Source organism: Candidatus Kosakonia sp. 282A-S69 (assembly GCF_029433855.1).
GTDB classification, from domain to species: Bacteria; Pseudomonadota; Gammaproteobacteria; order Enterobacterales; family Enterobacteriaceae; genus Kosakonia; species Kosakonia cowanii_A.
Genome location: NZ_JAROAU010000001.1, coordinates 378,091 through 398,339, shown reverse-complemented (window position 1 = coordinate 398,339; position 20,249 = coordinate 378,091). Strand labels below are relative to the sequence as shown.

17 protein-coding genes and 1 tRNA gene are annotated in these 20,249 nt (G+C 57.8%); 5 read left to right on the top strand and 13 right to left on the bottom strand.

Translation table 11 applies throughout. The annotated features are described in order from the left end of the window. Nucleotides 1–14: 14 nt before the first annotated feature. The 12 genes from bcsQ to PU683_RS01780 form a co-directional block, all read right to left on the bottom strand. A complete protein-coding gene (bcsQ, locus tag PU683_RS01835) occupies nucleotides 15–818 on the bottom strand; it encodes a cellulose biosynthesis protein BcsQ (protein WP_277169836.1) in 804 nt (267 codons plus the stop codon). After that, nucleotides 809–1,228, bottom strand: coding sequence for a cellulose biosynthesis protein BcsO (gene bcsO / locus PU683_RS01830; RefSeq protein ID WP_277169835.1), 420 nt, complete (start codon nucleotides 1,226–1,228; stop codon nucleotides 809–811). The genes bcsQ and bcsO overlap by 10 nt, the downstream gene beginning before the upstream one ends. Before the next feature lie 1,235 nt (nucleotides 1,229–2,463). Next, nucleotides 2,464–3,477, bottom strand: a complete 1,014-nt coding sequence (gene dppF / locus PU683_RS01825) for a dipeptide ABC transporter ATP-binding subunit DppF (protein ID WP_277169834.1) — start codon at nucleotides 3,475–3,477, stop codon at nucleotides 2,464–2,466. After that, nucleotides 3,464–4,456, bottom strand: a complete 993-nt coding sequence (dppD, locus tag PU683_RS01820) for a dipeptide ABC transporter ATP-binding protein (protein ID WP_277169833.1) — start codon at nucleotides 4,454–4,456, stop codon at nucleotides 3,464–3,466. Before dppD ends, dppF begins: the two co-directional genes overlap by 14 nt. Nucleotides 4,457–4,466: 10 nt before the next feature. Next, the gene (dppC, locus tag PU683_RS01815; RefSeq protein WP_277169832.1) at nucleotides 4,467–5,369 is read right to left on the bottom strand and encodes a dipeptide ABC transporter permease DppC; all 903 of its coding nucleotides are present in this window, start codon (nucleotides 5,367–5,369) and stop codon (nucleotides 4,467–4,469) included. Between the two features lie 9 nt (nucleotides 5,370–5,378). Next, entirely contained in the window at nucleotides 5,379–6,398 is a 1,020-nt protein-coding gene (dppB, locus tag PU683_RS01810; RefSeq protein ID WP_187800815.1) for a dipeptide ABC transporter permease DppB, read from the bottom strand. Nucleotides 6,399–6,539: 141 nt separating this feature from the next. Continuing rightward, nucleotides 6,540–8,147, bottom strand: a complete 1,608-nt coding sequence (gene dppA / locus PU683_RS01805) for a dipeptide ABC transporter periplasmic-binding protein DppA (RefSeq protein WP_277169831.1) — start codon at nucleotides 8,145–8,147, stop codon at nucleotides 6,540–6,542. 892 nt (nucleotides 8,148–9,039) lie between these two features. Continuing rightward, a tRNA-Pro gene (locus tag PU683_RS01800) sits at nucleotides 9,040–9,116 on the bottom strand. Between the two features lie 91 nt (nucleotides 9,117–9,207). Beyond that, nucleotides 9,208–10,890: a kdo(2)-lipid A phosphoethanolamine 7''-transferase gene (gene eptB, locus PU683_RS01795; RefSeq protein ID WP_277169830.1), complete on the bottom strand. Its 1,683-nt coding sequence runs from the start codon at nucleotides 10,888–10,890 to the stop codon at nucleotides 9,208–9,210. 213 nt (nucleotides 10,891–11,103) lie between these two features. Beyond that, complete coding sequence (locus PU683_RS01790) at nucleotides 11,104–11,535, bottom strand: organic hydroperoxide resistance protein (protein ID WP_277169829.1); 432 nt, start codon at nucleotides 11,533–11,535, stop codon at nucleotides 11,104–11,106. 117 nt (nucleotides 11,536–11,652) lie between these two features. Then, nucleotides 11,653–12,855, bottom strand: a complete 1,203-nt coding sequence (locus PU683_RS01785) for an L-lactate MFS transporter (RefSeq protein WP_277169828.1) — start codon at nucleotides 12,853–12,855, stop codon at nucleotides 11,653–11,655. Nucleotides 12,856–13,096: 241 nt separating this feature from the next. Next, complete coding sequence (locus tag PU683_RS01780; RefSeq protein WP_431190919.1) at nucleotides 13,097–13,777, bottom strand: autotransporter domain-containing protein; 681 nt, start codon at nucleotides 13,775–13,777, stop codon at nucleotides 13,097–13,099. 147 nt (nucleotides 13,778–13,924) lie between these two features. Here PU683_RS01780 and tag point away from each other — a divergent pair, with 147 nt between their 5' ends. Both tag and PU683_RS01770 read left to right on the top strand, forming a co-directional pair. Then, entirely contained in the window at nucleotides 13,925–14,506 is a 582-nt protein-coding gene (gene tag, locus PU683_RS01775) for a DNA-3-methyladenine glycosylase I (protein WP_277169827.1), read from the top strand. After that, nucleotides 14,484–14,930, top strand: coding sequence for an N-acetyltransferase (locus PU683_RS01770; protein ID WP_277169826.1), 447 nt, complete (start codon nucleotides 14,484–14,486; stop codon nucleotides 14,928–14,930). The genes tag and PU683_RS01770 overlap by 23 nt, the downstream gene beginning before the upstream one ends. Here PU683_RS01770 and PU683_RS01765 read toward each other — a convergent pair. Beyond that, nucleotides 14,893–17,223 carry a molybdopterin guanine dinucleotide-containing S/N-oxide reductase gene (locus PU683_RS01765; RefSeq protein WP_277169825.1) on the bottom strand — a complete coding sequence of 777 codons (2,331 nt, stop codon included), beginning with the start codon at nucleotides 17,221–17,223 and terminating at the stop codon, nucleotides 14,893–14,895. The two genes, PU683_RS01770 and PU683_RS01765, sit on opposite strands and share 38 nt — an antisense overlap. Before the next feature lie 192 nt (nucleotides 17,224–17,415). Here PU683_RS01765 and PU683_RS01760 point away from each other — a divergent pair, with 192 nt between their 5' ends. The 3 genes from PU683_RS01760 (at nucleotide 17,416) to PU683_RS01750 (ending at nucleotide 20,242) form a co-directional block, all read left to right on the top strand. After that, a complete protein-coding gene (locus PU683_RS01760) occupies nucleotides 17,416–18,432 on the top strand; it encodes a LacI family DNA-binding transcriptional regulator (RefSeq protein WP_277169824.1) in 1,017 nt (338 codons plus the stop codon). A gap of 114 nt (nucleotides 18,433–18,546) precedes the next feature. Then, nucleotides 18,547–19,308, top strand: coding sequence for a sugar phosphate isomerase/epimerase family protein (locus PU683_RS01755; protein ID WP_277169823.1), 762 nt, complete (start codon nucleotides 18,547–18,549; stop codon nucleotides 19,306–19,308). Then, on the top strand, nucleotides 19,301–20,242 hold the full coding sequence (locus PU683_RS01750) for a sugar kinase (protein ID WP_277169822.1): 942 nt from the start codon (nucleotides 19,301–19,303) through the stop codon (nucleotides 20,240–20,242). Before PU683_RS01755 ends, PU683_RS01750 begins: the two co-directional genes overlap by 8 nt. Nucleotides 20,243–20,249 lie beyond the last annotated feature (7 nt).

Below are 20,249 nucleotides of genomic sequence, written 5' to 3'. Positions count from 1 at the left end.
AGTTGTCCTGACGCTTAGAGTCCCGGCATGCGCGGCGAGTTGTGCAGCGTGCCGTCGCCGATGGTGACGCCCAGCATACCGGCGGCGCGTTTGGCGATAAGCTCAATATCAAATGCCGCAGCCGAGGCCGGGCTGAAGTCGAACACCGACTGTTGTGAAGCATTGGCTTCCACCACGCTCTCGTCGCGGTGCAGCACGCCGAGTAGCTGGTTGCCGAGGCGCTGTTCCATAAACGCAGTGACATCGCGGCTGATCTGGCGGCGGTTATCGCTCTGGTTGAGCACCACAAAGTGGCCCGCTTTCTGATTCAATACCTCGCCGGTCAGGTGGTGGTTTTCAATCTGCGGCAGTAGTGAGAGCGAGGCGCTATCCGCCAGCAGCGGGATAAGGTGCAGATCGGCCTGGCGGGACAGCGCCGTTAACGCCGCCGAGGGGCCTGTCGGGAAGTCGGCGACAATTATCAGCCCCGGATAGTTAAGCAGCGTGTTAAGCCCACGGGTGAGAAAGTGCTCGTCGTGGGTGAGGCGCTGCTCAAAGTCGCGGCGCTGCGCGCCGGTGGCATCGCCATAGGGCAGGACAAAAATATTGCCGCCTGCGGTGAGGACAAACTGGCTCCAGTCGGAGGCATCTGCCGCGCGGGCAACGTAGCCGCGCGTGTCGGAGAGCGGTACGCCGAAGTGCAGGCGCAGGCTATTTTGCACGTCGAAATCGAGTGCCAGCACTTTGCTGCCGTTGCGGGCCAGCGCATAGGCGAGGTTCGCCGCAAGGGTCGTTTTCCCGGTTCCGCCTTTCGGTGAGCAGACACAAATCAGCGGCATGCGGCAATCCTTTCTAGCAACGGTTGTAGAGGCTGGTTCTTCTGGCTGCGCGGCTTGGTCTGTGCAGGCTTCGCGGCAAAGAGCTGGTCGTAGTGAATGCTGGCGTCACGCTGCAACGCCGCAGCCGGTCGCGGCACGGGGGGGTGATCGGGTTGGCTGGCGCTCGGGATTGGCGGGGCGCTTATTTGCGCCCCGGCGGCGAAGTGCTCGCTATTAATGGGTTGTGGAACGGGAGAGGCGACATGCCCACCCAGCGCCAGCCCGGCATTGTCGTCGGCGGGCGCGAGCTGGTTGAGGATCGCCCAGTTACCCTGGTCGGCAGCAAGGGATTGGGTAGAGAGGTCTTTGAAGGCGTGATGCTGTTTGCCGCTCTTCTCCCTGAATCTCTGCAAATCATCATAGTGCTTCATGGTTAAGTCCGTGATTTACGCAATAAACGCGTTCCCCCACCAGCAGGAGAGGCTCTTCTGCCACGCGTAGGGTGATGAATGTTTTTATTGGTGGTGCTTTTTATGAGGGTACAGGTGAATGTAACGGCGATGACCTGCGGCCTGCGGTTGCGCTATTAATTTTAGTGGTGCTAATTCGCGCTTTAACTGGCACTAAATATATAAATAATGCTGCTGATTGCATCTTTTTTTTTAGGCGCGAAGAGAGGCGACAGCGTTAATCGCTGCCAGTGAAGAGTTGTGCGATATTTATACGAAGACTAAAGATAAATTAGTTTGTTTAAGCAGCGAACGCAGGCCAGAAAAGAGCATAAACAGAATAATGCAGTACGAAGCGCTGCTGAAACCGCGTAAGCCGGATAAGCGGTACGCGCCATCCGGCATTATCCTCGCGGCACGATTGCCGGATGACGGCTGCGCCTTATCCGGCCTACAAAACCGCGACAACGCATATCACATACCCCGGCATTGATTGCCGAATGGCGGCTGCGCCTTAACCGGCCTATATGAAAGCAGTCGCTGAAACGGCGTAGGCCGGATAAGCGGTACGCGCCATCCGGCATTATCCTCGCGGCACCATTGCCGGATGGCGGCTTCGCCTTATCCGGCCTACCAAAACCGCGACAACCCACATCACATACCCCGGTATTGATTGCCGGATGGCGGCTGCGCCTTAACCGGCCTATATGAAAGAAGTCGCTGAAACGGCGTAGGCCGGATAAGCGGTACGCGCCATCCGGCATTATCCTCGCGGCACGATTGCCGGATGACGGCTGCGCCTTATCCGGCCTACCAAAACGTGCTTTCAGCGACACTGGTGCGGCTTTATATCTGCAATATGACAGCGAAGGGTTGTGTCCCCGCTGAAATCGGCGAACCGAAGCGGGAATGACAAGGTCTGGACGCCAGGGATGGCGTCCAGAGGCGAACCGAGACAGGATGTCGAGTAGAGCCGGCCGCAGTCAGGCACGCGGGAGGTGAGCGCAGTGCGCAGCACCGATTTCCTCGCGGGGCCGCGGGGATTGACAAGGGGAGCGCGGCCGCTTCCCTTGTCCCGTTCACCGCACAGATGATTTATGAGGCTCCCATCCCCGTGGTGAACGGAACCCTTCCACCCATCCGGCATCAGCGCCGCGAAACATGCCGGATGGCGGTTGCGCCTTATCCGGCCTACGCGTTACGAGCCAGCGTCCACACTACACCTGCGGGATCTCGCGGTTCTCATCTTTATCCACCGCAAAACAGGCCACCAGCTGACCGTTGTACTCCTTCAACTGCGGCTGCAACTGGGTGCAGGGGCCGAAGCGACGGCTACAGCGGGCATTAAAGGCACAACCCGGCGGTGGATTGAGCGGGCTCGGCAGCTCGCCGGTGAGCTTAATGCGCTCGCGGCGATCATCCGGGTTGAGACGCGGGGTCGCGGAGAGCAGCGCCTGGGTGTAAGGGTGGCGCGGGTTGGCGAAGATCTGCGCTTTGCTGCCCTTCTCCACGCAGCGGCCGAGGTACATCACCATCACCTCATCGGCAATATGCTCCACCACCGACAGGTCGTGAGAGATAAAGACGTAGGAGAGCCCCAAATCCTGCTGCAGATCCATCATCAGGTTCAGCACCTGCGCACGCACGGAGACGTCGAGCGCCGAAACCGGTTCATCGGCAATCACCACGTCCGGGTCGAGCATCAGACCACGGGCGATGGCAATACGCTGACGCTGACCGCCGGAGAACATATGCGGATAGCGGTCGTAATGCTCGGTTTTCAGCCCCACTTTCGCCATCATCGCCAGCGCTTTCTCGCGGCGCGCCTCTTTGCTGAGCGAGCTGTTAATCAACAGCGGCTCTTCGAGGATCTGCCCCACTTTTTTACGCGGGTTGAGCGAGCCATAGGGGTTCTGAAAGACAATCTGGATTTTCTGCCGGCGCAGCTTCTGCGCCTGCGGATCGTGCTTGAGGAGATCCTGGCCCTGGTAGTAAAGCTCGCCGCCGGTCGGCGTTTCAATCATCGTCAGCAGGCGGCCAAGCGTTGATTTGCCGCAGCCGGACTCGCCGACCACCGCCAGCGTTTTACCGCGCTCCAGCGAAAACGAGACGCCGTCCAGCGCTTTGACCATGCGCTCCGGGGCGAATAAGCCCTTCTTCACCGGGTAGTGTTTTTTTAGATCGATCGCCTGCAACAGCGGCTGCTGCAAAGTGGCCTCATGCGTACTCATAATTCGGCCTCCCGGCATCATCGAGTGGGTAGTGACATTTGGACTGACGGCCGCCGTCGACGGTGTTCAGATCCGGCTCATCGACACGGCATTTGTCCGTCGCATAGGGGCAGCGCGGGTTGAGCAGACAGCCGCTCGGGCGGTCATATTTCCCCGGTACAACACCCGGCAGTGACGCCAGACGCGCTTTGTCCTGCGCAAACTCCGGCAGCGCGCGCAGCAGCGCCTGGGTGTAAGGGTGACGCGGCGCGCGGAAGATATCCCGCGCTTCGCCCGCTTCCACCACCTGGCCTGCATACATCACGATGATTTTGTGCGCCGCTTCCGCCACCAGCGCCAGATCGTGCGTAATCAGGATCAGCGCCATGTTCTTTTGCTGCTGCAGTTCCAGCAACAGCTCGATGATTTGCGCCTGGATGGTGACGTCCAGTGCAGTGGTCGGTTCATCGGCAATCAGCAGCTTCGGCTGGCAGGCAATCGCCATCGCGATCATCACGCGCTGGCTCATACCGCCGGAGAGCTGGTGCGGGTAAACGTCCAGACGCGACGCCGGATCGGGAATACCAACCTGGTTAAGCAGGTCGATTGCCCGCTGGCGACGCGTTCTCTTATTACCGCCCTGGTGCACTTTGATCGCTTCCATAATCTGGAAACCGACCGTGTAGCAGGGGTTGAGGCTGGTCATCGGATCCTGGAAAATCATCGCCACTTCCGAGCCGACCAGGTTACGGCGCTCTTTTTCGGAAATCCGCGTTAAGTCCTGCCCGTTGAACTCCAGCTTCTCTGCCATGACGCGTCCGGGGAAATCAATCAGCCCCATGATCGCCAGCGAGCTGACCGATTTACCGGAGCCGGATTCGCCAACGATACCGATCACTTCGCCCTGGTTTACGCTGTAGCTTACGCGGTCTACGGCGCGGAATTCGGCACCAACGTCGCCGAAGTGCACCGATAATTTATCTACATTTAATAACGCCATCTCGAACCTCTTACTGCTTCAGTTTGGGGTCGAGCGCATCACGCAGTCCGTCACCCATCAGGTTAAATGCCAGCACCGTCAGCAGGATCGCCAGACCCGGGAAGGTCACGACCCACCAGGCACTCTGTGCGAACTGCAACACGTCGGAGAGCATGGTGCCCCACTCCGGTGTTGGCGGCTGCGCACCCATGCCGAGGAAGCCAAGGGCGGCCATATCGAGAATGGCGTTGGAGAAGCCGAGCGACGCCTGAACGATCAGCGGTGCAAGGCAGTTCGGGAAAATATTGACGAACATTTGACGCATCGCTCCTGCGCCCGCCACGCGGGAGGCGGTCACATAGTCGCGGTTTACCTCCACCAGCACGGCGGCGCGCGTCAGACGCACATAGTGCGGCAGGGCGACAAAGGTCAAGGCCAGCGAGGCGTTAACGATCGACGGGCCAAATATCGCGACCAGCACCAGCGCCAGCAGCAGGCTCGGCAGTGCCAGCATGATGTCGACGATGCGCATAATGATGTTGTCGATAAGCCCGCCAAAGTAACCCGCTACCAGGCCGAGGATAATCCCCGCAATCAGCGACAGCGCCACCACCAGGCAGCCAACCAGCAGCGAGAGGCGCGCGCCGAACATCAGGCGCGACAGCGTGTCGCGGCCCACATCGTCGGTGCCGAGGATGTGCGTCCAGGTGCCGCCATCCTGCCAGACCGGCGGTGCCAGCAGCGCATCGCGGAACTGATCAGCCGGATTATGCGGCGCGATAAAGTTGGCGAAGATGGCGATAATCAACATCACCACGACGTAGGCCAGGCCGACAACCGCACCTTTGTTGCGTTTGAAGTAGTGCCAGAACTCCTGCATCGGCGTCATCGGCACTGGTGCAGAGATAAGTTTATTTTCAGTAACTTGTGACATGATGGCCCCTTACTTCTTATGCCGAATACGCGGGTTCACCACGCCATAAAGCAGGTCGACCAGCAGGTTGACGAGGATAATCATCGTCGCGACCAGCAGCACCCCGCCCTGCACCACCGGATAGTCGCGGCGTTGCAGTGCATCAATCAGCCAGCGGCCAAGGCCAGGCCAGGAGAAGATGGTTTCCGTCAGAATCGCGCCCGCCAGCATGGTGCCGACCTGCAGACCGATGACCGTCACCACCGGCAGCATCGCGTTGCGCAGCGCATGGACGATAATCACCCGCATACGGGTCAGCCCTTTGGCGCGCGCGGTGCGGATATAGTCTTCGCCCAGCACTTCCAGCATCGAGGAGCGCGTCATACGCACAATCACCGCCAGCGGAATGGTGCCGAGCACGACGGCCGGCAGGATCATGTGCGCGACGGCATCAATAAAGTTGCCCTCTTCGCCCCAGATGGCAGTGTCGATCAGCATAAAGCCGGTTAACGGGTTGGTGTCATCAAGGAACACCATATCGCTGACGCGCCCGGAGACCGGCGTCAGGTTTAGCTGCACCGAGACCAGCATAATCAGCATCATGCCCCACCAAAAGATCGGCATGGAGTAGCCGGTCAGCGCGAGGCTCACCGCGGTGTGGTCGAAGATGGAACCGCGTTTGACCGCGGCAAGTACGCCCACCGGAATGCCGACGGCAACGGCGAAAATCATCGCGCAGACGCCCAGCTCCAGCGTGGCTTTAAAGCGCGGCACGAATTCGTCCCACACCGGAAGACGGCTCTTCAATGAGAGACCTAAATCGCCGTGCAGTACGCCCCACACATAGTGGACATACTGTTCCCACAGCGGCTTGTCGAGACCGAGCTCGGCCAGCAACTGAGCGTGACGCTCAGGGGAGATACCACGCTCACCCGCCATGATCATCACCGGATCGCCGGGGATCATATGGACAAAGGCAAAGGTGAGAAGGGTGATACCGATAAACGTCGGGATAACTAACCCCAGACGTCGGAGGATGAACTGCAACATAACCCGGATTCTCAGTAGTGACGCGACGCCTGGCGACGGCACGTCTGTATTGCTCACAAATGTATTTCCACTCTCATGACAAGAGGGAACAGACCTTTCCCCCTCCTCCAGCGAAGAGGGGGAAGTCAGGCATTTTACTTATTATTCGACAGAGACGTTTTCGAAGTGGTGTTTGCCTAATGGATCAACCACATAGCCTTTCACTTCTTTCCGCACTGGCTCATAGACGGTGGAGTGCGCGACGATCAGCGCCGGTGCCTGGTCATGCATCACCACCTGCGCTTGTTTGTAGAGCTCAATACGCTTGTTGTGGTCGTCGGTCGCACGCGCCGGCTGAATCAGATCTTCAAACGGCTTGTAGCACCAGCGTGAGTAGTTAGAGCCATCTTTCGCCGCGGCGCAGCTGAACAGGGTGGCGAAGAAGTTATCCGGATCCCCGTTGTCGCCGGTCCAGCCCATCATTACGGCCTGGTGCTCGCCCGCTTTCGCGCGCTTGAGGTACTCGCCCCACTCGTAGGTCACGATTTTGGCCTGTACGCCCACTTTCGCCCAGTCAGACTGAATCATCTCTGCCATACGGCGCGCGTTCGGGTTGTACGGACGCTGTACCGGCATAGCCCACAGCTCAACGGTGAAGCCCTTCTCATGACCGGCTTCTTTCAGCAGCTGCTTCGCCTTCTCGGGATCGTAGGTGTAGTCTTTAACGTCATCGTTATAGCCCCACATGGTCGGCGGAATCAGGTTTTTCGCCGCAACGCCCGCGCCCTGATAGACCGCTTTGATGATCGCTTCTTTGTTTACCGCGTAGGTCAGCGCCTGGCGCACTTTCACATCATCAAACGGTTTTTTCTCGGTATTAAAGGACATGTAACCGACGTTCAGGCCAGCCTGCTCCATCAGGTTAATGTTTTTGTCCTGCTTCATGCGCGCGATGTCAGCCGGGTTCGGGTACGGCATCACCTGACATTCGTTTTTCTGCAGCTTGGCGTAACGCACGGAAGCGTCCGGCGTGATGGAGAAGACCAGGCGATCGATCTTCGGCTTGGTGCCCCAGAAGCCTTCAAACGCTTTGTAGAGAATGCGCGAATCTTTCTGGTATTGCAGCAGCTGGAACGGACCGGTACCGATTGGGTTGAGGTCCACTTTGTCCGGCGTGCCGGCTTTCAGCATGTTGTCCGCGTACTCTTTGGAGAGGATGGAGGCGAAGTCCATCGCCAGGTCAGCGAGGAACGGCGATTCCGGGCGCGTCAGCACGAACTGCACGGTGTGATCGTCGACTTTTTTGACTTCGCTAATCAGATCCGGCAGACCCATGCCTTCGAAGTATTCGTAGCTGCCGCCAGAGACTTTATGGTAGGGGTTCTGGGCATTTTTCTGACGATCAAAAGAGAACACCACGTCATCGGCGTTGAATTCACGCGTCGGTTTGAACTCTTTGTTGTCCTGCCACTTCACGCCCTTACGCAGGTGGAAGGTGTAGGTTTTGCCGTCTTCGCTGATGTCCCACTTCTCCGCCAGACCCGGAATCACTTCCGTGGTGCCGGTTTTGAACTCAACCAGACGGTTATAAATTGGCACAGAGCTGGCATCGTAAGTGGTACCAGAGGTGAAAAGCTGTGGGTTAAAGCCTTCGGGCGAACCTTCAGAACAATAAACCAGGGTTTTAGCCTGCACGCTTGCCGCGACGGTCATGGCCACCAGGCTAAGACCGAGCTTCAGCATCCCTGACTTCTTCAAGGAAATACTCATTGATTCTGCTCCAATGTGATATGTGTTGTTACCCATGCAGTGGGTATGTCCGACAGGCCTTTTTTAGTTTTTTACCCGGTCTGGTCGGTTGTGCCCGCAGGCGTTATGAGAGATGGGGATTCCTTTCACAAGGTTGACTGAGTTGCAGTACAGATTCTCCATGAAATGCCCCTCATGCCCTACAATCTGTCAACAGAATGTCAAAACGTCAATACAGGTAACCGGGATTTACAACGACGGTGAGAATCGGCAAACAAAGTTAAAAAAAAGTTCAAGCCACCATATTCAGCAGGGAAATTTATGCTAAGGGCGCGGAAGCAGAATATTCCCCTTATAAAGCGCGCTTACCCAGTGATTAACATTCATGCAGATTATGAAAAATTTCTACCAGAATGATGATTATCTGAGCGGTATATCCCGCGAACGCTAAAACGCACAGCGCAAAATGCTGCCTTTATCCATAAGCAACGCGAAAAAAGATCGTTATATATATAAATAAATACAATGGAATATCGCAAAAAATAGCCGTCAGGCAGCGGGAAGCTGGGATAAGGGGAGTTTCGGTGAGTTTTGGTTTTTGCCGGATGAATTGCCTGCGGAATCGATGGTTTGCCGGATGGCGCGTGAACGCTTATCCGGCCTACGGGGGTGCTGCCTGCGGAATCGATGGTTTGCCGGATGGCGCGTAAACGCTTATCCGGCCTACGGGGGTGCTGCCTGCGGAATCGATGGTTTGTCGGATGGCGCGTGAATGCTTATCCGGCCTACGGGGGTGCTGGATTCGGAATCATGGGTGTGCTGGATCGCGTAGGCCTGATAAGGCGAAGCCGCCATCAGGCAATTGTGCGGACGCAGAAAGCAAAAAACCCCGCCGAAGCGGGGTTTTCAAATTTGGTCGGTGATAGAGGATTCGAACCTCCGACCCCTTCGTCCCGAACGAAGTGCGCTACCAGGCTGCGCCAATCACCGAATGCGGGGCGCATCTTACTGCCGCCAACATGCCCCGTCAATCCTTTAATCGAAAAAAGCTAACTGACTGGCGAGAAAGCCAGCAGCGCCGTTACTTCGCGGCCTGCGCCGGCAAACGGCACCAGTTATTGTTCTCGTTAATCCCGCCATCCGGCGAGGTATAACCGAGGCAACCCATAATGGTGTCGTACAGCTCAACGTGGCGGCGCGGTGCTTTATAGGCCGCCTGCTGCTTAAGCTGCGCCAGCATCTGCGCCTTTTGTGGGTCCGCAAGATATTTATCAGACATCCACACCATCATCGGAACGCGGAACTGCTCAGGCGGTGCCATATGGCGCGGCGTGCCGTGCAGATGCTCCTGCTCATTGATCGACTCGCCGTGATCCGCTGCGTAAAACACAATCGCTTTACGGTCGCGCATCTTATCGATCACGCTATCGATAAAGTGATCGACATAGGTCACCGAGTTATCAAAGGAGTTGATCATCTCCTCTTTGCTGCACTTACGATCCACGCCCATGCACTCCGGCGTCCACTGCGCGAAGCTGCGCGGGTAGCGCTGAGTGTAGTTAAAGTGCGACCCTTTAGTGTGGAGAATAATCATATGCTTACCGTTAGCATTCTCCTCCAGCGAGCGATCCATCTCGTCGACCAGCAGCATGTCATCAACGTGCTTGCCGCGGTTACGCGGCTCGGCGCCAATCTGCTCGCGGTAAGCGATGTTGTCCGCCATGGTGTTGCTGTAGAACCACATTTCGCTCTGCATGGCATAGAGATCGCTGGAGAAGCCGAGCTGTTTGAGCACCGCGAAAATATTCTGCTCTTTCAGCGTGCGCTGCGGGTTGGGCTCCGCGCCGCCTTCGCGCACAAACATACAGCGCAACGAGAGCTTGGTCGCGGTATCGCACGAGTAACCGCGGAAGGCAACGAGGTTCTTCTCCTGCGCCAGCTTCGGCGTGGTGTTGCGTTCATAGCCAAGCATGCCCATATGATCCCAGCGTGTGGTCTCACCGATGATAAACACCACCCAGGTATCATCGATATCCTTCGGCGCAACGTAGGTAAACTTCGTCGCTGGGTTCAGCAGGGAGCTGTTGTCTGAAGACTCATCAACCCGCGCCCAGGCATAGAGCCCCAGCGCGGAGAGCCAGTTGGAGGGCAGATAGGAGTTTGCGACCACGCCGCCATAGCTCGGCAAATCAACGCCCGAGGCGCGCTCGGTCTGCTTCTGCTGCACATCCATCAGGCGAATCGGCCCCCACACCAGCAGACCGGCTAACACCACAAGGCCCGCGCTGCGAATGCGCGCACCGGGCTGGCGCAGTTGGCGTAGCAGGGTGTCACGACAGCGGTTGTGCCAGATAAACAGCAGCGGCAGCGCGCTCACCGCCACGATCCAGACGAACAGCTGCCAGCCCACGACCTCTTTGGAGAGGTCAATATCCGTGGTCATCACCGAGGCGATGATGCCGTAGCCAATTACCACGTTAAGGAAAGTCATGTAGTAGCTGGCGGCGGCCGAGAAGACCACAATCAGCGAGGTAAGAATACGCCAGACGCGTCGGCCAAACAGCGACAGGACACGCAGCAAAAAGAAGGTGACCAGCACGGTCGCGACCAGTTCAACAACCGCAGAGAGCCCTTTTAGCGGGGTGAAGGCGTGCGCATAACCATCGAACCGACGGTAAAACACAGCGCTATTCATAAACAGGCCGATATACAACGCAAGCAGGAAGCTCAACTTCTGCTGCGTTATCGCTTTGATATAGTTCATGCAAGCAACTCAAAAAGAGGAAAAAGCTCCTGAAAGCGAGAGTCATTCACGCGTCAGGCTAAAAAAATGCGAAGGAAGTTAATACGTGAAACTTCGGAAGCGCGCTAAGTAGACCATAGCGGCAGAGAAAAGTGTCAGCGGGAAATGAGATTCGGCCATATATTTACAAAAAATAGATGGCCGATGACAAAAAATGTTAACCGCGATGGGTTATCAGGAAGTAATTACATTGAGTTTTACATCAATGTTACCGCGGGTGGCATTGGAGTACGGGCAAACAATATGCGCCTTCTGCACCAGCTCTTCCGCTTCTTTGTGATCCATGCCCGGCAGGTGAATATCCAGCTGCGCTTCGATACCAAAACCGGTCGGCAACGGCCCAATACCTACCTGACCTTCAATGTAAGCATCCTGCGGCACTTTTTTCTTCTCGCTTGCTGCAACGTGTTTTAGCGCGCCAAGGAAACAGGCCGAGTAGCCCGCCGCGAACAGCTGCTCTGGGTTAGTCACTTCACCGCCAGGGCCACCCATCTCTTTCGGTACGCCCAGTTTGACATCCAGCACGCCATCAGAGGAGGTTGCACGGCCATCGCGTCCCCCGGTTGCTTTCGCTTTAGCACGGTAAACCACTTTCTCTAAAGACATTTGTCACTCCTTCTGTTGGATGAACCTGATTATTAAGGATAGTCGCTTTGCGGAAAGTGTGCGGCGCAGATAAAAAAACCGCCGTAAAGGACGGCGGTTTTTCGTGTCAGGTTATTATTACGCGTGCGCTTGCTGGTAGACCTCGCGCTGCGGCTGGCGGATGGTGGTAGAGAGCGCCAGCGAGAGGATCAGCAGAGCGAAGATGACACAGAAGGTGACATAAAAGCCGCCGAACAGGGAGGCGATAATCGAGCCGCAGATGCTGCCGATACCGAAACCGAGGTAAATCACGCCGTAGTTTTTCGCCAGGTTGTTGATGCCGAAGAACTCACTCACCAGCGACGGGAAGACGGTGATGGTGCCGCCGAAGTTGAAGGCAACGCAGGCGATGGCGGCAAAGAAGCTCATAGCATTTAACGGTGCGAAGAGCAGTGCGGCCATACCCACTAATGAAATCACCTGGCCGATGGTGATCACGCGGATGCGGGCAATCTTGTCAGAGAGAATACCCAGCACAAGGCGGCCGCTAAGGTTAGCAATCGCGATCACTGTTACCGCATTAGCAGCCGTCGCCATGTCAAGATGCACCATCCCCTGCGCGATATCTTTCGCCACGCCAATCACATAGAGGCCGCTCATGCAGGCGGTCAGGAACATCACTGCCAGCATCCAGTACTGGGGTTTACGCATCGACTCTGCAAGAGTGAAGTCATTTTCAACCACACCGTTGACGGTAGAGGCTTTCTGCAGCGGGGCATCGGTCATCATCATCGCGCCAAAGACAATCATCACCAGCGTGATCGCGCCCCAAATCATAAAGGTCTTTTCCAGGCCGACGGTCGCCAGCAGGTGGCTGTCGATAAATTTAAAACCAAGGCTGCCAAGGCCGTAAGAGCCAATCGAGAAGGCGGAAATCAGCCCTTTGCGCTCCGGGAACCACTTCACGCAGTTAGAGAGGGTTAACAGGTAGCCTGCGCCGTCTGCCAGGCCAACCAGCACCCCGGCGCTCAGCCACAGCATCATCAAATTGGTGGCGTGCGCGGTGAGGAAGAAGCCGAGGCCGAGCAGCAGACCGGAAGCGATGGTGACGCGCTTCACGCCAAAACGCTCCTGCAGTTTGCCGGCCACCGAGGAGGAGAGCGCAAGGCCAAGGCTCAGCAGGCCAAAGGAGAAGGCGACCTGGCTTACCGGTTCGCCCAGTTTTTCCGCCAGCGAACTATTGAACAAACTCCAGGTGTAAACCGACCCTAACGCAAACTGCGTGATGATGGTGCCGACCAGCGTCAGCCAGCGAGTGTGTTGAGCAAAGGAACTATTCATGGCAGTTGTCCCGCAGAAGAATAAAAAGGAATTCACTGCCGACAACCATAACGAAGCGCATTTCATGCCAGGGTAAAAAAGGCATGAAATGCAACGAGAGAGGAATGAAATGCCGCTGAGCGGGAATGAATGACCGCGCGAAATATCAATGCGGCGAATATTAAGTGTGAGTTAGTACATACTATCAATACAAAACGCGCCGCTATTGTTTCCAGACTGTAAAAAGATTGTTTTAATCGAGCTAAAAACGGGCGCTGACTCCCATGCTGTAGAGGTAGTTCTGCCCCCAGGCCTCGTTTTCCGATTGCGACATTGACGCATAGGCGGCGAGGTGCGGGTTGAGCAGCATATCAGCGCCCAGCGTCACATCCATCCAGTTACCATACTGGTTGGCGGCGGTGAGGCGATAAAGACCCGACTGGCTCTTCCAGACGTTTTCGCCAAACTGCTGGTTAACGCTGATCTGCGCCCACGGACGCAGATCGCCAAAGCGGCTATCGACACGCCAGCCCAGCGAACTGACGCTGGCGTGCCACAGCGGATCGCTGTACTGCACGTTGGTCGCGCTGTCGCCGAATTCGTTATACATTGAGGTCGTTGAGCCATCGTAATGCCACACCGCCACCGGGCCGGTAGTAACGTGGCTGGAGAGCGGAATATTCCAGCCAAGGCTCATGGTACTAATCGTATCGAGCGGCGACGTATCGGGGAGATTAATTGCCAGCCCCGGCGAGTTTTGCGTCGAACGAATGCGCTCTTCAAGAATATCGTTATAACGGGGTTGCCGTTCACTATCCCAGCGATAGCGTCCATCGGTGTCATCAGCACCGACATACTCTTGCTGCCACGCCGCCGTCGTCTGCGAAAAAAGCAGACAGGCAGGCAGCAGCGACATCATCAGGCCACTGCGTGTTGTATTCATTATTTTACGACTCCAGAGAAGAGCCGAATCCGGCGTAGTTGTTATCGTTGTTAGAGCGGGCAAAAGCCCTGTAATAAATATTGTCTTTCTGGGGTTAACGTCAAGGCAGGCCGACGTTTATTTTTCCTTCACAAACGGAGTATGGATATGCAGCGTTGTGGTTGGGTTACGCAGGACCCGCTCTATCTCGATTATCACGATAACGAGTGGGGCGTCCCGCAAAGAGAGGGTAAAAAGCTGTTCGAGATGATCTGTCTCGAAGGGCAGCAGGCGGGGCTGTCGTGGATTACCGTGTTGAAAAAGCGGGAGAATTATCGTCACGCCTTCCACAATTTTGACCCGCCGCGCGTCGCCGCCATGACGCCGCAGGAGGTCGATACCTTGCTGCAAAATAGCGGGATTATTCGCCATCGCGGCAAGATTGAAGCGATCATTGGCAATGCGCGCGCCTACCTGGCGATGGAGGCGAACGGTGAATCATTTTCAGATTTTATCTGGGGGTTCGTCGATAACCAGCCGCAGATCGCGCACGCCGCACTGCTCGCCGAGATCCCCGCCTCAACGCCCGTTTCCGATGCCTTATCAAAAGCGCTGAAAAAACGCGGCTTCAAATTTGTCGGTTCAACGATCTGTTATGCCTTTATGCAGGCCTGCGGTCTGGTTAATGACCACGTCGTCGGCTGCATCTGTTACCCGGGAGAGACGCATGATTCGCGCATGGAACAGTGAAGATTTAACCCCGCTGCTGGCGCTGTGGCTTGAGAGCACCACCCTCGCCCACCCCTTTATTAAGGCCAGCTACTGGCAGGAGAGCGAAGCGCTGGTGCGCGACGCCTACCTTCCGGCGGCGAAAACCTGGGTCGTTGAGCGCGAAGGTGAACTGCAGGGGTTTGTCAGCGTAATGGACGAGCAGTTTATCGGCGCGCTGTTTGTGCGCCCGCAGGCGTTTGGCCAGGGGATCGGGAAAGCGCTGATTAACCACGTTAAACAGCGTTTTTCCCGGTTAAGCCTTGAGGTTTACCAGCAGAATGAGCGGGCGGTGAACTTCTACCATGCGCAGGGCTTTACCCTTTCCGAGCGCGCATGGCAGGAGGAGACCGGTCATCCGACGTGGATCATGAGCTGGCAGGCGGATCAAACGCCGTCAGCGTAAGCGCCGGGCCGCGGTACTTCTCGACCCACGCCAGCGCCGTGTTTCCGGCGCAGCCATTGCCCAGCCGCGAGCTGGGCAGATCTTTGGTCAGCACGTTTACCGCGCCGTTTTTACACAGCCCATTCGCCGCTGGCTCAAGATCTGGCCATGCCCCTTCATGAATGCAGATCACGCCAGGCTTAATGCCGCTGCTCACCACCGCGCCCGCCAGCACCTGCCCGCGCTGATTCCATACCCGCACCACGTCGCCCGGCGCAATGCCGCGCGCCTGCGCATCCAGCGGGTGGAGCGTAATCGGCTCGCGCCCGGCCACCGCATACTCGTCGCGCAGACGGGTGAAGTTGAGCTGGCTGTGCAGGCGGTGCGCCGGGTGCGCAGAGAGCACCTGAAGCTGCTGCGGTTCGGCATTGCCGTGCCACTCATCCGGCTCCAGCCATGTTGGATGCGGCGGGCAGTCAGCATAGCCAAAGCTGTTGATGCGCTCAGAGTAGATTTCAATTTTACCGCTCGGCGTTTTCAGCGGGTGCGCCTGCGGATCGCGACGGAAATCGGCGTAACGTACAAAGCGCGCGTTCTGCTCGCTCTGTGGCATCTCAATCAGCTGGTTCGCCTGCCAGAACTCAGCGAACGGCGGTAGCGTCACCTGCTGGCTCGCCCCGCGCTCGCCGGCGATGGTATAGAAGGTCTCCAGCCACTGCAGATCGCTCTTCCCTTCGGTAAAGCGCTCCCGCCCACCCGCTTCCCAGCGCTCGCTCAGCTCCGCGAACACTTCAAAGTCATCGCGCGCCTCAAACTGGGGCGGCACCACGCGCTGCATCGGCACCAGGTGCTGGTTGCTGTAATCGCCGGTCATCGTCAGGTCGTTACGCTCAAACGAAGTGGTGGCGGGCAGCACGATATCGGCGTGTTTTGCCGCGGCAGTCCAGAAACACTCGGAGATGACGACCAGCTCCGGCTTCTGCCAGGCGCGGATGAGGCGGTTAGTATCCTGATGATGGGTAAAGTTGGCACCGCCCGCCCACCAGACAAAGCGAATATCCGGGAAGTGTCGATCCATGCCGTTGTGCTGGTAAGGTGCGCCGGGGTTCTCCAGCGCTTCAACAATGCGCGCGACGGGGAATTTCTCCACCGCATCGGTTCCCCCCTTCACCAGCCCCTGCATTGAGGCGAGCACCGCCGCGCGGCGCGTCGGGTTGCCGCCGTTGGCGAAGTGATAAGAGAGGCCAAACCCGCCGCCCGGCGTACCGATCTGCCCAAGCATCGCTGCCAGCGTTACCAGCATCCAGTGTTTTTGCTCACCAAACTGCTGGCGCTGCATGCCCCAGCCCGCCATCAACATGGTGGTGTTTTTATGGAAAACTTCCGCCAGTTCGCGAATTTTAGCTGCTTCAATGCCGCAGATGCCTGCCGCCCACTCCGCCGTTTTCGCCACGCCATCGCTTTTGCCGGTGAGGTAGGCAGCAAAAATCTCGTAGCCAACGGTGCAACGGGAGAGAAAATCATCATCCTGCCAGCCGTTTTCCACCAGCGTATGGGCGATGCCGAGCATCAACGCCACATCGGTGCCCATATGCGGCGCAATCCACTCGGCGCGCTCGCCAAGAAAATCGACGGTCTCCGATCGCATAGGATCGATACAGATCACCCGCTTGCCGCTGTTGCGCAGCGCGTCAAAGTAAGGAATGCCCTGCTCATCTGAGGCGTTCCAGGCAATTTTTAGAGTGTTAAGCGGGTTGGCGCTCCACAGCACGACTACGTCGCTGTGCTCAAGGATCAGCGGCCAGCTGGTCTGCTGCTGATAAACTTCATTCCCGCCAACCGCATGCGGCATAATCGCCTGCGCGGCGCCGGTGGAGTAATCTCCCAGATGACCGGTATAGCCGCCCGCGAGGCTCATATAGCGCTGTAAGAGCGTTGCGGCTTTGTGCAGCACGCCGTTGGAGCGCCAACCATAGGAGCCAGCGAAGATTGACGCCGGGCCATAGTTGTCACGAATACGTTTATGCTGCTGATGGATCAGATCCAGCGCCTGATCCCAGCTGACGCGCACAAACTCATCCTGCCCGCGTACGCCCTGCGGGCTCTCCGGCGAGGCGAGAAAGCCTTTGCGCACCATCGGATAACGCACACGCGTTGGGCTGTGAACCTGCTCCTGCACCACGCTTTGCAGCGAGTTGGGGAAAGGGGTCGGCAGCGCGCCGCGTGAGGCGAGCACCTTTTCACCGTCGGTGTCGACCAGCATCGGGCCCCAGTGGGCCGCCGTAAGAACTGTTTTGATAGCAGAGTTTGCCAAAGCGCGCTCCTGAATAGCTTGCAGGTGGTGTCGGATGTGTTGTTTGCGCTCTATCATCCACGGCGGGGCGCGTTTGGCAAAGAATTAAACGTCATTACCGCCGCACGGCGGGTGATAAGCGCAGGTTAGTGCTTGATTGCCCGCGATTTCGCGCTAAGGTGTGGGCAACCAGTTACGGCGAGGGAAGCAACAATGGCGAAAACGACGCGCCCAACCATCAGCGATGTGGCGAAAGCGGCCAACACCGGAAAAACCAGTATTTCACGCTATCTCAACGGTGAAAAACATCTCCTTTCCGGGGCCCTGCTGGCGCGCATTGAACAGGCTATCGCCGATCTGGATTACCGCCCAAGCCTGATGGCGCGCGGTCTCAAGCGCGGGCGCACCCGGCTTATCGGGCTGATTATCGCCGACATCACCAACCCCTACTCCGTGCACGTGCTGAGCGGCATCGAAGCTGCCTGCCGCGAAAAGGGGTTTACGCCGCTGGTCTGTAACACCAATAACGAAGTCGATCAGGAGCTGCACTACCTTGACCTGCTGCGCAGCTACCAGGTGGAGGGGATTGTGGTGAATGCCGTGGGTATGCGCGAAGAGGGGCTGAACCGCCTGCAACAATCCTCCCTGCCGATGGTGCTGATTGACCGCAAAATCCCCGATTTCGCCTGCGATGTCGTCGGGCTGGATAATACCCAGGCCGCCACCACCGCCACCGAACACCTGATTGAACAGGGTTTTGAAGCGCTGCTGTTCCTCAGCGAACCGCTGGGCACCGTCAACACCCGCCGCGAGCGGCTGCACGCTTTTCACACCACCCTTGCCCGCTACCCTGGTGTGGTGGCGGAAGATGCAGAAGTGGTGCTGCACGAAGCAGCGCAGCTCGATAACACGTTGCGCCAGTTCCATGCCCGCCATCGCGGTATGCGCAAAGCGGTGATCTCCGCCAACGGCGCATTAACGTTGCAGGTGGCGCGATCGCTAAAGCGCATCGGCCTGAACTGGGGCAGCGATATCGGCCTGCTGGGCTTTGATGAGCTGGAGTGGGCAGAGCTGGCGGGGGTGGGCATTACCACCCTAAAACAGCCCACCTGGCAGATCGGTTTTGCCGCCGTTGAGCAGGTAGTGCGCCGCATTGAGGGGCACAGCGACACGGTTCACGAGCGGGTTTTCTCCGGTGAGCTGATCGTGCGCGGCTCCACGTCGCGTTAATTTTCCCCTTCGTGATGCCGATCATAAATTCGACACAGTGAACTTTTCTTTGGAACCGGTTCCATCTAGCGTTAATGGAAGCTAATCACCCTGCCGTTATCGGGGAACCGGAAGATGGAAAGAAAAATTATTGTTGTTACCGCCGCGTATGGTCATGACCAGGTGGCGGCGCTGGGCGGCCAGGTCGGCACGCTGCCTCTCATCGCCGATGCCGGTGCCGACGGCGTGGAGATTCGCCGCGAACTGCTGAGCGCGGAAGAGCTGTCGCACCTGCCCTCGCTGGCCTTCGCGATTGATATGCATAACCTGCTGGCCTGCTACTCTGCGCCGGAGCCGCTCTGCCTGCAAGATGGCAGCTTAAACCCGCGCCTGCCCGCCCTGCTGGAAGAGGCCCGCACACTGAAAGCGCTGTGGCTGAAAGTCTCGCTGGGGCATTTCAACGATAACGCCGTGCTGGAGACCCTGCGCGGCTGGCTGGCGGCAAGCGATGTGCCGCTGGTAGTGGAAAACGATCAAACCGAGTGTGGCAAGCTCGCGCCGATGCTGCGCTTTAAAGCCGCCTGCCACACCGCGCACCTCCCCGTCACGCTCACCTTTGATACCGGCAACTGGCTATGGGTCGGTGACACGCCGGAAGAGGCCGCGCGCCAGCTCGCGCCCGCCGTCAGCTATGTGCACGTTAAAGCCGTTGAGCAGGCAGGCGGCCAACACCGCGCCACACCGCCCAATGCCGAAAATCCGCGCTGGCTGGCGCTGCTCGACGCCTTGCCTGGCGATATACCGCGCGGCATCGAGTTTCCGCTCGAAGGCGACGATTTGACCGCTGTAACCCGTCACTATGTCTCTCTGCTACGTAAGGAGTTCAGCCATGCATAACGCGCTGGATGTCATCACCCTTGGCGAAGCGATGGCGATGTTTGTCGCCACCGAAACCGGCGATCTCGCCGGGGCCGGACACTTTATTAAACGTGCGGCAGGAGCCGAATTAAATGTCGCCACTGGCCTTGCACGGCTGGGGTTGAAAGTGAGCTGGGTCAGCCGCGTCGGCGATGACAGCTTTGGCCGATTTATCCTTAACACGCTACGCAAAGAGGGGATTGATACCGCCGGCGTAACGCTGGATACCCGCTACCCGACCGGCTTTCAGCTGAAATCGAAATGCGATGATGGAACCGATCCCATTGTGGAGTATTTCCGCAAGGGTTCCGCTGCAAGCCATCTTTCACCGGAGGATTTTAACGCCGCGCTGTTCAGCGATGCGCGTCACCTGCACATGAGCGGCGTGGCGGCGGCAATCTCTACCACCTCTTACGCCCTGCTGGAGCATGCGGCGAAGGCGATGAAGTCGCAGGGCAAAACCCTGTCGTTTGATCCCAATCTGCGCCCGGTGCTGTGGAAGAGCGAAGCGGAGATGGTCGAGAAGCTTAATGCCCTCGCCTTGCAGGCAGACTGGGTGCTGCCGGGGCTGAAAGAGGGCGTCATTCTCACCGGTCAGCAGACGCCGGAAGGGATTGCCGACTTCTATCTGCAACGCGGCGTGAAGGCGGTAATTATCAAAACCGGCCCTGACGGCGCATGGTTTAAAGCTGCCGACGGTCAACAGGGGGCAGTTGCGCCGATCATCGTCGAGAAGGTTGTTGATACCGTCGGCGCAGGCGATGGTTTTGCCGTTGGGGTGATCAGCGCCCTGCTGGAAGGAAAAACGCTGCACGATGCGGTGCGCCGGGGTAATGCCATCGGCGCGCGGGCGATTCAGGTGCCCGGCGACAGCGAAGGATTGCCAACCCGTGCGGAGCTGGGCGCGCTGTAAGCGCCCG